12 protein-coding genes are annotated in these 13,237 nt (G+C 64.8%); 2 read left to right on the forward strand and 10 right to left on the reverse strand.

The window, feature by feature from the left end:
- The first annotated feature begins 151 nt into the window (after positions 1 to 151).
- Positions 152 to 814, forward strand: a complete 663-nt coding sequence (locus ACIPY3_RS15360) for a TenA family protein (RefSeq protein WP_400335410.1) — start codon at positions 152 to 154, stop codon at positions 812 to 814.
- Between the two features lies 1 nt (position 815).
- Here ACIPY3_RS15360 and ACIPY3_RS15365 read toward each other — a convergent pair whose 3' ends face one another.
- The 8 genes from ACIPY3_RS15365 to ACIPY3_RS15400 form a co-directional block, all read right to left on the reverse strand.
- Complete coding sequence (locus ACIPY3_RS15365) at positions 816 to 1,049, reverse strand: hypothetical protein (RefSeq protein WP_400335413.1); 234 nt, start codon at positions 1,047 to 1,049, stop codon at positions 816 to 818.
- 304 nt (positions 1,050 to 1,353) lie between these two features.
- The gene (locus ACIPY3_RS15370) at positions 1,354 to 1,659 is read right to left on the reverse strand and encodes a DUF4190 domain-containing protein (RefSeq protein WP_397326590.1); all 306 of its coding nucleotides are present in this window, start codon (positions 1,657 to 1,659) and stop codon (positions 1,354 to 1,356) included.
- A gap of 115 nt (positions 1,660 to 1,774) precedes the next feature.
- Positions 1,775 to 2,548 carry an enoyl-CoA hydratase gene (locus tag ACIPY3_RS15375; RefSeq protein ID WP_400335415.1) on the reverse strand — a complete coding sequence of 258 codons (774 nt, stop codon included), beginning with the start codon at positions 2,546 to 2,548 and terminating at the stop codon, positions 1,775 to 1,777.
- A 37-nt stretch (positions 2,549 to 2,585) separates the two neighbouring features.
- Positions 2,586 to 3,509 carry a 3-hydroxyisobutyrate dehydrogenase gene (gene mmsB, locus ACIPY3_RS15380; RefSeq protein ID WP_400335417.1) on the reverse strand — a complete coding sequence of 308 codons (924 nt, stop codon included), beginning with the start codon at positions 3,507 to 3,509 and terminating at the stop codon, positions 2,586 to 2,588.
- A 48-nt stretch (positions 3,510 to 3,557) separates the two neighbouring features.
- Entirely contained in the window at positions 3,558 to 4,655 is a 1,098-nt protein-coding gene (locus ACIPY3_RS15385; RefSeq protein ID WP_400335732.1) for an enoyl-CoA hydratase/isomerase family protein, read from the reverse strand.
- Positions 4,655 to 6,154 (reverse strand): CoA-acylating methylmalonate-semialdehyde dehydrogenase, encoded by a 1,500-nt coding sequence (locus tag ACIPY3_RS15390; RefSeq protein ID WP_400335733.1) that lies wholly within the window; start codon positions 6,152 to 6,154, stop codon positions 4,655 to 4,657. The genes ACIPY3_RS15385 and ACIPY3_RS15390 overlap by 1 nt, the downstream gene beginning before the upstream one ends.
- Positions 6,155 to 6,328: 174 nt before the next feature.
- Positions 6,329 to 7,726, reverse strand: coding sequence for a cryptochrome/photolyase family protein (locus ACIPY3_RS15395; RefSeq protein ID WP_400335419.1), 1,398 nt, complete (start codon positions 7,724 to 7,726; stop codon positions 6,329 to 6,331).
- 76 nt (positions 7,727 to 7,802) lie between these two features.
- The gene (locus ACIPY3_RS15400) at positions 7,803 to 8,141 is read right to left on the reverse strand and encodes a hypothetical protein (RefSeq protein WP_400335421.1); all 339 of its coding nucleotides are present in this window, start codon (positions 8,139 to 8,141) and stop codon (positions 7,803 to 7,805) included.
- A 227-nt stretch (positions 8,142 to 8,368) separates the two neighbouring features.
- Between ACIPY3_RS15400 and ACIPY3_RS15405 the strand changes: the two genes are divergently transcribed.
- On the forward strand, positions 8,369 to 10,522 hold the full coding sequence (locus ACIPY3_RS15405) for a glycogen debranching N-terminal domain-containing protein (protein WP_400335423.1): 2,154 nt from the start codon (positions 8,369 to 8,371) through the stop codon (positions 10,520 to 10,522).
- Here ACIPY3_RS15405 and ACIPY3_RS15410 read toward each other — a convergent pair.
- Both ACIPY3_RS15410 and ACIPY3_RS15415 read right to left on the reverse strand, forming a co-directional pair.
- A complete protein-coding gene (locus ACIPY3_RS15410) occupies positions 10,519 to 11,928 on the reverse strand; it encodes a ferredoxin reductase (RefSeq protein ID WP_400335425.1) in 1,410 nt (469 codons plus the stop codon). The two genes, ACIPY3_RS15405 and ACIPY3_RS15410, sit on opposite strands and share 4 nt — an antisense overlap.
- Positions 11,925 to 13,229: an SRPBCC family protein gene (locus tag ACIPY3_RS15415; protein WP_400335427.1), complete on the reverse strand. Its 1,305-nt coding sequence runs from the start codon at positions 13,227 to 13,229 to the stop codon at positions 11,925 to 11,927. The genes ACIPY3_RS15410 and ACIPY3_RS15415 overlap by 4 nt, the downstream gene beginning before the upstream one ends.
- Between the last annotated feature and the right edge of the window lie 8 nt (positions 13,230 to 13,237).

Here is a 13,237-nt window from a genome sequence, read left to right on the forward strand (position 1 = left end):
ACTCAACGACAGACCCCGCCAACGATTCGACTTCTGCACCCCAAATGAGATGATCAGAACCTTCCTGTTGCGATAACCGCTAGAAACCGCCCGCTGAAAACCACCACAAATGCCAGTCAGTTGCCAACCACCCAAGAAAAGGACCGCATCCATGGGCTTTGCCGACGAACTGAAGAACGCCTCCGCCGCCGATTGGGATGCGGCTGTCAACCATCCCTTCGTTGACCGGCTGATCGACGGCAGCCTCGAGGACGAGGACCTCCGCCGGTACCTGGTGCAGGACTACCAGTTCTGCGATGCCTTCACCGCACTCCTGGGCCAGGCAGTCGCCTCAGCGCCATCGCTCCCGTCGCGGCTGGTGTTCGCCAAGGTCCTGGGCGCCTTCGCCTCGGATGAGAACACCTATTTCCAAGACAGCTTCGACCAACTCGGCGTCCCGGAAGAGGACAGGCTCGCACCGGAACTGGGAACAGCAACCCGTTCCTTCGACGCCCTGATGCGCAGCGCGCTGGACACCCGCTCCTACCCGGACGTCCTTGCCGTCCTGCTCGTCGCCGAATGGCTGTATGGCGACTGGGCCGCGCGGGCCGGGGACATCGCCACCTGGCCGGCCGCGCCGAAGCATGCTGATTGGATCCGCCTGCACAACAACCCCGGGTACAACGCGTGGGTGACCTGGCTGCGCGGGGAATTCGACGCCGTCGAGCCCGTATCCGCCGAGGTGCGCGGGCGCGTTGCCATGACGTTCCGCGAGGCGGTACGCCTGGAACGTGAGTTCTTTGACGCCGCACTGGAGTCGTCGCCCGTCCACTGAGTCAGGGACTCTGCAGCTCCACCAATGTGAGGTCGAGGATCTGCAGATCAGTGCTTTCCACCGGCATGATGCCTTGGATGAAGGCTTCAAACTCTTCTGCGCCTGCCATGCCACCGCGGGCAAAGAACTCGATCCACAGGTCAGTCAGGGTCAGGTCACCTTCGGCGAGGACGTCCGTCGCCTCACGCCGGACACTCTCCTGATTCACCACGTCCGGAACCTTCCGCTCCGTCATTACTGACACCCCCCGGCAGGTCAGTCCTTGTACGTCTTCTGTCTCGGCACGCCTATATTATCAGCATACTTAGCAATGGGCCATGGGGGTCCGGCTCTTCGGTATGGTCCAAGCTGGGGCACTGCTCCAGGACCCCGGCGAGGTCGGTCCAATGCCAACTGTCCGGGCAGCGGTGGTTGTCGCAGAATTGCCACGTCATGGAGATCCCCGTTCACGGTCGATGGGGCCCGCCCTCATGACGGCCCGCCGCCGATTAGTGCCGGAATGGGCTATTAGTGACGCAGAAAGGCCAGTGAGCTGCGCCCTACCGGGTAAAGGTGTAGATGAGCGCCGAGACCAGGGACAGGGCCGCGATTCCGTAGCCGACCACCAAGGCCGAGATGGCGAAGGGACGTCCGCGCTCCCCGCGCTGCTCAATCTGCTTCAACGCAACATGCCCGGCACCCACCACGAACACGGCGATGATGGCCATGCCGGCGAGGAACAACCCCACGACCGCCAGCGCCGCCATGGCCGCCGAGACGATGGCGAGGTTGTTGACCGGCTGGCTCTCCCCTGCGGGCTCTGCTCCGGTTTCCGACGATTCGGCGCGAACACTCTCCATTGACATGTTTCTCTCCCCATTTGGTCCGTGCCAAGGAGTCTAACCGGGGCACTCGCCGATTCCGCGTTGCAAGGCCTGTTGTGCGCGCCCCAACCCAAAAATGACGCGCACAGCGGGCCACTCAACGGTGTTTGAACTCCGGTTGCCGCTTTTCGGCAAACGCGGCCATGCCTTCTTTTTGGTCCTCGGTGGCGAACAGCGAATGGAACACCCGGCGCTCGAAGACCACACCCTGCGCGAGCCCCATCTCGAACGCCGCATTGACGGCCTCCTTGGCCACCATCGCAGCCGGCTTGGACTTTGATGCGATGACCTCGGCCGCCTTCAACGCCTCGTCCACCACCTCGGCGGCGGGCACCACGCGCGAGACCAGTCCGGACCGCTCAGCCTCGTCGGCTTCCATGAAGCGCCCCGTGAGGACCATGTCCATCGCTTTCGCCTTGCCCACGGCCCGGGTGAGGCGTTGGGAGCCGCCCATCCCCGGGATCACGCCCAGGTTGATCTCCGGCTGGCCGAACTTGGCGTTGTCCCCGGCGATGATGAAATCTGCCATCATCGCCAGTTCGCAGCCACCACCCAAGGCGAACCCCGAAACAGCAGCGATGACCGGGATCCGCAAACGCGTGAGGTCCTCCCAGTGCCGGAACCAGTCGGCCGCGTACATCTCCATGTAGCTGTTGGAGGACATTTCCTTGATGTCGGCACCGGCAGCGAAGGCCTTGGCTGATCCGGTTATTACCACCGCGCCCACGCCCGGATCCCGGTCCATGTCCGTCACCACCGCAACGAGTTCATTCATGAGCGCCGTGTTCAACGCATTCAGCGCCGACGGCCGGTTCAGTGTCACCAGGCCAACCCGGCCCCGGCGCTCCACCAGAATGTTCTCGAACGTCATGCTCTCCCTCTCCACAGCAGTGGCCATCAACAAACCCTCACTCAGATTTTTCACGGATCTCGGTGATGATGCCGGAGAAATCCCGTGCCGCACCGTCTCCTGCCGCAAATGCATCGTAAATCCGGGAGGCCAAAGGACCCATTTCAGCCGCGACCCCCGTACTCTCCAGGGCATTCACCGCCAGGCGCAGGTCCTTGGCCATCAGGGCCCCAGCGAACCCGGGCTGGTAATCGCGGTTGGCAGGGCTGGTGGGCACGGGACCGGGAACAGGGCAGTTGGTGGTCAGCGCCCAGCACTGCCCCGAAGCGTTGGATGCAACGTCGAACAGGGCCTGATGGGTGAGCCCCAGCTTTTCACCGAGCACGAACGCCTCGGACACGGCGATCATGGACACTCCAAGGATCATGTTGTTGCACACCTTGGCGGCCTGCCCCGCCCCGTGGTCGCCACAGTGGACAATCCGCTTGCCCATGAGTTCAAGGATGGGCTTCACGGTGTCGAAGTCCTCCGGCAAGGCCCCCACCATGAACGTCAAGGTCCCTGCCTCAGCACCCACCACTCCACCGGACACGGGAGCATCCACCGAACGGTGGCCGGCATCCACCGCCAGCGATGCAGCTTCCCGGGCCTCGTCGACGTTGATGGTGGAGCAGTCCAGGAACAGCGTGTCCGGCCCGGCAACGGAGAGCAGCCCTGGCCCGCCCACTCCGCGGTAGGCGTCCAGTACGTGCTTGCCGCTGGGGAGCATCGTCAAGACCACGGCCGCCCCGGATACGGCGTCCGCTGCCGAATCCGCCATGGGCACTCCGTGCCCTTTCGCCGCTTCCACAGCTGCCGGAACGGGATCGTAACCGATCACATCGTGCCCGGCCTTGATCAGGTTGGCCGCCATGGGACCGCCCATATGGCCGAGGCCGAGGAAAGCGATGAGTCCCGTTGCTGATGCTGCGTTCTCTGTCATTTTCGTCTCCTCAACTGGGTTGGACTGACTCACACCGATTGGACTGGCTCAACTGCTTTGGACCTGCCCGACTGCCAGCCCCAACTCCCGCTCGCCGAGCGGCGCGAAGTAGGCCTCGACGTCGGACGTGTGGACCTCCGCAAGCGACGCCGGCTTCCACTGCGGGTTGCGGTCCTTGTCCACCACCTGCGCGCGGATGCCTTCCCGGAAATCCGGACCGGACAGGCAACGAAGTCCCACGCGGTACTCCTGGTCGAGCGCCTCTTCGAGGGTCATGCCGTGTTCAACGGACAGCCCCCGCACGCGCCGCAGCGACTCCAAGGTGACCTTGACCGACGTCGGCGATTTGCCCTCGATGGTGTCCGCGGCAGCAGAGGCCTCGCCGCCGGTCCCACGCAAACGCCGGACGATCTCCTCCGCGTCATCGCCCGCGTAACAGGAATCGATCCACTCCCGCTGGGCCGCCAGCGGCGAGTCCGGCGCGGCGTGGGCAAAACGCCCGACGGCGTCTGCCGCCGTCGAGCTTTCCAGCGCTTCGGCGAGTGCCGGGAGGCTTTCGGACCGCACGAACGAGTCCGCGAGCCCGAGGAAAATGGCGTCCGCGCCGCTCAGGTGCGCCCCCGTGAGCGCGGCGTGGGTTCCCGCCTCGCCGGGTGCGCGGGACAGCAAGAGGGTGCCACCGACGTCGGGCACGAACCCGATGGTGGTTTCCGGCATGCCGGTACGCGTCCGCTCGGTGACCACCCGGACGGAACCGTGCGCCGAAACACCAACGCCGCCGCCGAGGACCAGGCCGTCCATGAACGCAACGTACGGCTTGGGGTAGCCGGCGATCAGGGCGTTGAGCCGGTACTCGTCGGCCCAGAATTCGGCCGTTTCCGTGCCGCCGTGCAGCATGTCCTTGTAGATGGCCACGATGTCGCCGCCGGCACAGAGACCGCGGTCACCGGCGCCCCGCACCAGGACGGTCCGGACGGAATCGTCATCAGCCCAGGCAGCCAACTGCTGCAGCATGGCTTTCACCATGCCCGCATTGAGGGCGTTGACTGCCCGGGGCCGGTTGAGCGTCACGATGCCGAGGTGCCCGCGTCGCTCAAAAAGGACTTCTTCCTCCTGCTGCTCTGTTTCATTGCCCGCCACTCCCATCAACTGCCCGCCGGCATCACGAAGCTGGCGCCCTGGCGGATGCCTGAGGGCCACCGCGAGGTGACGGTCTTGGTCTTGGTGTAGAAACGGAACGCATCGGCGCCGTGCTGGTTGAGGTCGCCGAATCCGGAGGCCTTCCAGCCGCCGAACGTGTAATAGGCGATCGGCACCGGAATCGGAACGTTGATGCCCACCATGCCCACTTCGACGCGGCTGGCGAAGTCGCGGGCGGCGTCGCCGTCGCGGGTGAAAATTGCGACGCCGTTGCCAAACTCATGTTCGCTGCAGAGCCGGAGCGCCTCGTCGTAGTCGGCGGCGCGCAGGATGCTGAGGACGGGACCGAAGATCTCTTCCTTGTAGATCTTCATGTCCTTGGTGACGTTGTCGAATAGCGTGGGGCCAACCCAGAAGCCGCCGTCATAGCCGTCCACCGTGAGGCCGCGGCCGTCCGTGACCAGGGTGGCGCCTTCGTCGACGCCGGACTGGATGTAGCCTTCGATCCGTTCCTTCGCCGAGGCCGCCACCACCGGGCCGAAGTCCACGTCCTTGTCCATGCTGTGCCCCACACGGAGGTCCTTGACCCGTTCAGCCAGCTTGGCAACCAGGGCGTCTGCGGTTTCCTGCCCCACCGGAACCGCCACGGAGATGGCCATGCAGCGCTCGCCCGCGGAACCGTACCCGGCACCAATCAGGGCGTCGGCAGCCATGTCCAGGTCGGCGTCGGGCATGACCACCATGTGGTTCTTCGCCCCGCCAAAGCATTGCGCGCGCTTCCCATGCGCCGCCGCCGTCGCATAGATGTACTGGGCGATCGGAGTGGAACCCACGAACCCGATGGCCTTGACCCGCGGGTCTTCAAGCAGGGCATCTACAGCTTCTTTGTCGCCGTTGATCACGTTGAAGACGCCGTTCGGGACGCCTGCTTCGCTGTAGAGCTCGGCAAGCCGCAACGGTACGGAGGGGTCGCGTTCGGACGGTTTCAGGATGAAGGCGTTGCCGGCGGCGAGCGCAGGGCCCGACTTCCACAACGGGATCATGGCCGGGAAGTTGAACGGCGTGATCCCGGCAACCACCCCCAGCGGCTGGCGCAGCGAGTGGACGTCGATTCCCTGCCCCGCACTGTCCGAGAACTCGCCTTTGAGCAGGTGCGGCGCTCCCGCGGAGAACTCCACCACTTCGATGCCGCGCTGGATGTCGCCCTTGGCATCGGCGAAGGTCTTGCCGTGTTCGGAGGAGAGGAGTGTTGCGAGCTCGTCCATGTTCTCGTTGACCAGGTCCACGAACTTCAGCAGGATCCGACCGCGCCGCTGCGGGTTCATGGCGGCCCACTCGAGCTGGCCCTTCTCCGCATTGGCTATGGCGTTGCGGACCTCCTCGGCGCCGGCCAACGGGAGCCTGGCCTGGACCTCGCCCGTGCAGGGATCGTAGACGTCACTGAAACGGCCGGATGTGCCGTCGATCCGTTGCCCGTCTACATAGTGTGAAAGCTCGCGCACCATGGTGGAAATGCTCCTTTGCATTCGTGAATGATCGCCGTGCCGATCGGCTGTGGCGCCTGGCTGGAGCACCGCGGCAAGACGTCGCCAACTGTGATCCAGATCATCTCTGAACCCGAATATACTCGGACTTCCTACTAATTTCCAGAGGGCACCATGCGTGCAGCCACGCGGGCGTCAGTGCACCTCCTTCAGCTCCTTGTACGCCTCCAGGGCCTCTTGCCGGGTGGTCTTCAGATCAACGATTTCCTCCGGATAGTCCGGTGTCCCGAACTCCGGAATCCAGTGGGCGATGTACTTACCCTGCGGATCGAACCTGGTCCGCTGCGCCTCCGGGTTGAAGATCCTGAAAAACGGGGAGGCATCCGCTCCCGAGCCGGCAACCCACTGCCAGTTGGCCGGATTGGAGGCCGGATCGGCATCCACCAGCGTGTCCCAGAACCACTGCTCGCCCACTTGCCAATGGATGCCGAGGTTCTTGACCAGGAAGCTCGCGGCCACCATGCGCACCCGGTTGTGCATCCAACCGGTGTGCCACAACTGGCGCTGCCCGGCATCAACCATGGGAAAGCCGGTCTCCCCCTTCTGCCAGGCCCGGAGTTCCTGCGCGGCCGACTCGTGGCCGGGGTGCTTGCCGCCTTCCGCGTGGCCTGAGGCACCTGGCCAGGCCCAAGGGAACCGGTCGAATTCGGTGCGCAGGTTGGCCGTCGCCAGATTCGGATTGTGGAAATACTGGTGCCAGCAGAATTCCCGCCAGCCCAGTTCGGAAGCGTAGATTCCGGCGCTTTCCGAGCGTTTGGCCCCCAACGCATGCCACACCTCGAACGGACTGAGCTCGCCCCAGCGAAGATACGGCGACAGGCTGCTGCTCCCGTCCTGGTCCGGTCGGTTGCGGCCATCCTTGTACTCGTCCAGCCCCTGTGCCACGAATGCCTTCAAACGTTGGTGTCCCGCAGCTGCCCCAGGGGTCCAGCGCTCCCGCAGGCCACCCGCCCAGTCCGGCCTGGTGGGCAGCAGGTGCCACGATTCCAGGTCCTCGTAGGCCGGAAGGTCGCCAGTGAAACCGTGCCCCTTGGCCGGGATGGCCAACGGCTTGCGGAAGTCCAGCCCGGAGACGGCCTTCCAGAAGGGGGTGAAGACCTTGTACTGGCCGCCGGTCTTGGTGGATACCTTCCACGGTTCGTGCAACAGGGATGCCTGGAAGCTCTCCACATGGAGCCCCTCATCGCCGGCCCACGACTTGATATCGGCGTCGATGGTCCGTTCAACTTCGCCGTAGCGCCGGTTCCAGTACAGCGCGCCGGCACCTGCCGCCGTCGTGGTCTTCCGGACGATCTCCGCAGCGGGCCCGCGGCGCAGCAGCAGCGGGATGCCCAGCGCATCGAGGTCCTCGCGCAGGGCCGTCAAGGAGTGGTGCAGCCACCACCGCGCGGCGCCGCCGTGGGGGCGGATTCCCGGCGATTCTTCATCGAGGACGAAGAGGGCCACGGCCGCTCCATCGTCGACGGCGGCACGCAGGGCGGGATTGTCCCGGACCCTGAGATCGTCACGGAACCAGACGATGGATGGCTTCACTTGAGTCCCACTTCCGGGTCTAGAAACGGCAAATGCCCCTAAGAAGGCATCTTAGGGACACCTGCTGTGCGAACACTCAGACGGCAGCCGGGAGGGCCTCGTCGTCATCGGTCAACGGCACAGGGGGAACGCTGACCTCGTAGGCTTCCGGCACGCTGTTCAGGACGTAGTCACGGGCGGCGTCACCCACCATGCGCAGTCCCGGGTAGTAACGGTTGCCGTCGCGCTTGTGGTGCTTCACGCCGTTGAGGCGAATGGACGTGCGGAAGGCGCTGTCAGGGACGGGAATCTTGTTCCCCAGGACGCACCAGCTGATGTAAAGGCCGTACAGGGCATCGAGGTCCAGGCCCTCTTCGCTGTCTTCTTCGTACACAACGCACTCCCGCAGGAATGCGCCAATTTGGGTATCGGTCATTGGATAGGCCTCCGGCCATAAAAGGGCCGCCGGTCTGCATCAGCGAGTACTGCAAGTCTCACTATAGACGCAATTCTCCGCCCACACGCCGGGGCGAAGGTTAACTCTCGGTTGCGACCCGTCCGCGCCGCAATTTGGCGCCTCCGGGGCCTGGCGGGTCTGGTTTCCGGGGGTCCTCCGGCGTAGCGTCGAGTACGTCCCTGCCGACGCTTAATAAGGAGCTTCACGTGGCTGGATGGAATGCTGACACGGCCGCCGGTCCCTTGGGTTCCGGAACCGTCACGCTGGTTGAGGGCTCGTCCTTTTGCATCTCTGCCTCCAACGGGGACATCCGGCCGGAGCTTCCGCACGGCGTGTTCCACCTGGATACCCGGATCCTGTCCCGTTGGGAACTGACCATCAACGATCAGCCCCTGGAATCCCTGGCAGCGGAGACCAAGGAACCCTACCGGGCGCTCTTCGCCTGCCGCGTTCCACGCGCCGACGGCTACGCCGACAGCCCGCTGCTGGTGGAACGCCTGCGGGAGGTGGGCGCCGGGATCCTCGAGGAAATCACAGTCCGCAACTACTCCAGGCAGCCCGCCGAATGCCGCATCACCCTGGTGGTCGAGGCCGACTTCGCGGACCTGTTCGAGGTCAAGGAAGCCCGCATCACGCGCGATTGGCATGAAACGCGGCGGATCGAAAACGACTCGCTGGAAATCCGGGGCGTCTGGGAGGGCATCAGGAAGTCGGTGGTCATCCGGGCCGAGGGCGCAGGCGTCGGGGCCAAGGCCCTGGGCTTCAGGGTGACGGTTCCGGCGTTCGGTAAATGGAGCACGCACGTGAGCGTCGCCCCCACGTTGGAGGGGAGTTCGGTCCCGTTCACCCATCCGGCCGGCGGCGAGCTGTCACCGAGTGACCGGCGCCGGCAGGAATGGGTTGCGAAAATCCCCGCCCTGCAGATCGGCAACCGGTCCATTGAGCGCACGCTGCGCCGCAGCTACGAGGACCTGGGCGCCCTGCGCATCCAGGATCCGGACCATCCGGACAGGGTGGTGGTGGCTGCCGGCGCCCCTTGGTTCATGACGCTGTTCGGGCGCGACTCGCTGTGGGCCTCGGAGATGGCCCTGCCGGTTGACCCGTCCTTGGCGTTGGGCACGCTGCGGACGCTCGCTGACCGGCAAGGCACCGAGGTCAATACCGAGACCGAGGAAGAGCCAGGCAAGATCCTGCACGAGGTCCGCCTGGATGTCAGCACGGGGCAGGCCTTGCAAGGGAACTCCGCCTATTACGGCAGCGTGGATGCCACTCCCCTGTTCGTGGTGGTGCTCGGTTCCGTGAGCCGCTGGGGATTCTCCAAGGACACCATCACCGCCCTCCTGCCCAACGCGGACCGCGCCCTCGATTGGATCCGGAACTACGGCGACCGGGACGGCGACGGTTTCGTGGAGTACGGCCGGCCCAACGAGCACGGCCTCATCAACCAGGGCTGGAAGGACTCCTGGGACGGCATCAACTTTGCGGACGGCACGCTGGCGCAGGCGCCCATCGCGCTCGCCGAGGTCCAGGCGTACGTGCACGGCGCCTATGTGGCGCGCGCCTGGATGGCCTACGACGACGGCGACCTCGCGTTGGCGAATGAGCTGCGGGAACGCGCGGATCGCCTCAAGCAAAGATTCAACGAAGACTTCTGGCTGCCGGACAAGGGCTACTACGCCGTGGCCTTGGACCGGGACAAACGGCCCGTGGATGCCTGCGCCTCCAACATGGGCCACTGCCTCTGGTTCGGGCTCATGGATGAGGACAAGGTTCCATCCGTGGTGGAGCACTTGATGTCGCCCAGGATGTTCAGCGGCTGGGGCGTCCGGACCCTCGCCACGGACATGGCCGCCTACAACCCGGCCAGCTACCACAACGGGTCGGTCTGGCCGCACGACAATGCCCTGATCATGTCCGGTCTCCTGCGCTACGGGTACGTCGAGGAGGCTCAGAGGATCGGTACCGCGCTCCTGGAAGCCGCCGAGTACTCCGGCGGACGGTTGCCCGAGCTCTTCTGCGGCTTCGACCGGGGGCAGTTCACGGAACCCGTTCCCTACCCCACGGCCTGTTCACCGCAAGCGTGGGCCGCCACCACGCCCATCCACGTGGTCACCTCGCTCATGCGCTATGACACGCACATTTCCCTGGGCGGCATTTGGCTTGATCCCGTTCTTCCACGCGAATTCGGGGATCTCCACATCAGCAACGCCCCCATGGGGGATGCCCGGATCACGATCGACGCTTCAGGCGACCAAGCCACGGTCCACGGCATCCCCGACGGCCTCACGGTCCACCGCGGACAACGTCCGTGGATGTCCGAGCTGGTGGAGTGGGCGCACCAGGGAAAGCCGCAGGACTAGGCGTCGATCACCAGGTCGGTCTGCGCCGTGGAGCAGCAGGGCAGGAACTTGCCGGCATCGATTTCCCGTTTCCGGATTCCTCCCTGGTGGTTCATGTCCACGTCGCCGGACAGCTTGACCACCTTGCAGGAGCCACACATGCCCTCCTGGCAGTTGGCACCAATCCGTACACCCGCACGCTGGGCCACCCCCAGGATGTGCTCGGAAGGATCGATCCGCACGTTGATGCCCGTACGGAGGAAGGACATGGTGAGGCTGCCTGTTCCCACGGTGTCGAAATTCGAGGCATCCGGAGTTGCGGCTTCCGGCTCCGGGCTGGCTTCAGGGGCCTCCGGGCCGGTTGTTTCCGGTTCCACGGTTTCCAGCGGCAGTCCGGTCGCCTCCAAAGTACCCTCGGCGTCGTATCCGGGTTCGTAGATCCCGAAGGCCGCAGGCTGGCTCTCAAAGTAGTCCTCGGCGGAATCCGAGATCTCCTCGGCGATTTCCTCCGCGATATCCACGGCAAGTGCCAGTTCGGCCGCGTATTCAAGGAGCGTCTGGCGGTCCCCCGAGAAGAACTCCATGTAAATGGAGGTATCGTCCACGCCCACCTTCTGGAGGAGTTCGGTGGCGGTGTTCAGGTAACCTTCCGGGCCGCAGGCATAAACTTGGCGGCCGTTGGCGTCGGGGGCAACCTCGTCCAGCATGGCTGCTGTCAGCCGTCCGCTGAGTCCCTCCCACTCTTCGGGCTTGTTGCGGTCTCCCAGGGAGTAGAACACCTTGATCCGCGAGTCCACGGAGGCGATGTAGGCCAGCTCCCGGTGGAAGGCGAAGCCCCCGGCTTCCGCGCCGTGATAGAGCACCACTACATCGGCATGCCCGGGCAGCGAGTGGATGGTGCGGACCATGGACATGATGGGCGTGATGCCCGCGCCGGCGGCGAGGAACAGATACCGTGCCCGGCGGTCGGCGTCGGGCAGGTGGAAGGCACCCACCGGCCCGAGCATCTCAAGGACGGTTCCCGGCCTGACGTTCTGGTGCACCCAGGGTGAAACCAGACCGGCAGGGTCGAGCTTGACGGTGATGTTGAAGGTCCACGGTTCCGTGGGCGAACTGGACAGCGAATAGCTGCGGTCCACCGGATCCTGGTCTTCACCATTCACAGGAAAGGCGATGTTGACGTACTGGCCTGCGCGGAACGCCAGCGGTGCACCGTCAGTGCGACGGAACACGAACGTCATCAGTCCGCCGGCCTCGGGAACGGTCTCGACGCATTCGGCCATGAACTCCTGCGGGTGCCATGGACCCAGGGCGCGGGCAGCGCGGGCGGGCGCCTCAGTGCTGCCCATCACCCGGTTCCACGGCATCTCAAGACCGCGGATGCGCTGCGGTTCCTGGATTGCCGTTTCGGTGAGGACTTCGATCATGCCAAGTGCTCCTGAACACGCTGTACGTACCAGTTGATGAAGGCCCCTACCTGGTATTCGCTCTTCATGTACGGGCCGGGTTCGTAGGCGGGGCTGGCCGCGCCCTGCTGGCACAGCTCCACGAACGCCTTGTCCTGGATGTTGGTCTGCTCCCAGGTGTAGGTGAGCTTCTCGCGGTCGTAGTCGACGCCCTCCACGGCGTCGTCGGCAACGAGCCAGGTGGTGCGGACCAGGGTCTGGTGTTCGTTGATCGGGAAGACACCAAACGTGATCACATGGTCGCTCTGGAAGTGGAACCAGCTGTTGGGCTGCAGGTGCATGGAGCAGCGGCCCAAGCGGAAGTCCCGCAGGTCGCCGAGGAGCTTCTTGGAGAGCCTGCGGCCATCAGCCGAGAACGACTCACCCTCGCCATCGAGCGATTCCCGCGAAATGCGGATTCCCGCGATACGCGTGTCCAGCTCTTCCACCACCTCGTAAGGGAGGCCATAGCGGCGGCACCGCTCTTCAAGGGAGGACTGGGCTTCCTTGTTGCGCTCCCACACCTCTTCCAGGTGGGTGGGGATCAAGCCCTCCGTCAGGCCCCAGGTGGGGAAGAGCGAGCAGGCAAGCTCGGGGTGGCCGTCACAGTGGTAGCACTCACGGTTGTTCTCCATGACGAGCTTCCAGTTGCCCTCTTCGATGATGTTCTGCTGGTAGGCAATCTTCGTCTTGGAGAGATCGTGCGGAGCGAGGTAGGGCTCGAAGATCTTGGAGGTCTCGTCGAAATCCGTGGGCGGTTCGTTGGCGATGCAGACGAAGATGAGGCCGGCCACCTCGCGGCTGTGGGCGCGCTTGAGGGCAAAGCAGTTCTTGTCGAACTTCGCCTCGCCGGGAGCCGAAGCGTGGATCAGGTTGCCCTCCGGGGAGTAGGTCCAGGAGTGGTAGCCGCACACCAGGTTGCCCGTGGAGCCGGCAGCTTCGGTGAGGACGCGGGCACCGCGGTGGCGGCAGACGTTGTGCAGGACGTTGACTTCGCCTTCATCCGTGCGCAGCACGATGAGGGAGTAGGGGCCGTAGTCCACCGTGATGTAGTCGCCCGGCTCCGGCAGTTCCGCGACGCTTCCGGCGAAGATCCAGTGCTGGCCGAAGATCGCTTCCATGTCGATCTTGAAAAGGGTGGGGTCGGTGTAGAACGGGGCGTCGAGGGAATAGCCCGTGCGACGGAACTCGAACAACGCGGAGATTTCCGCCAGCTGTTCGGCAGGCAGCGTTGAGGCAAGTTTTCCGCGGGTGTTGAGGGGTGCGTTCGCTGGAGCAGTCATGGGTTCCT

Source organism: Paenarthrobacter sp. NPDC089714, assembly GCF_044748905.1.
GTDB lineage: Bacteria > Actinomycetota > Actinomycetes > Actinomycetales > Micrococcaceae > Arthrobacter.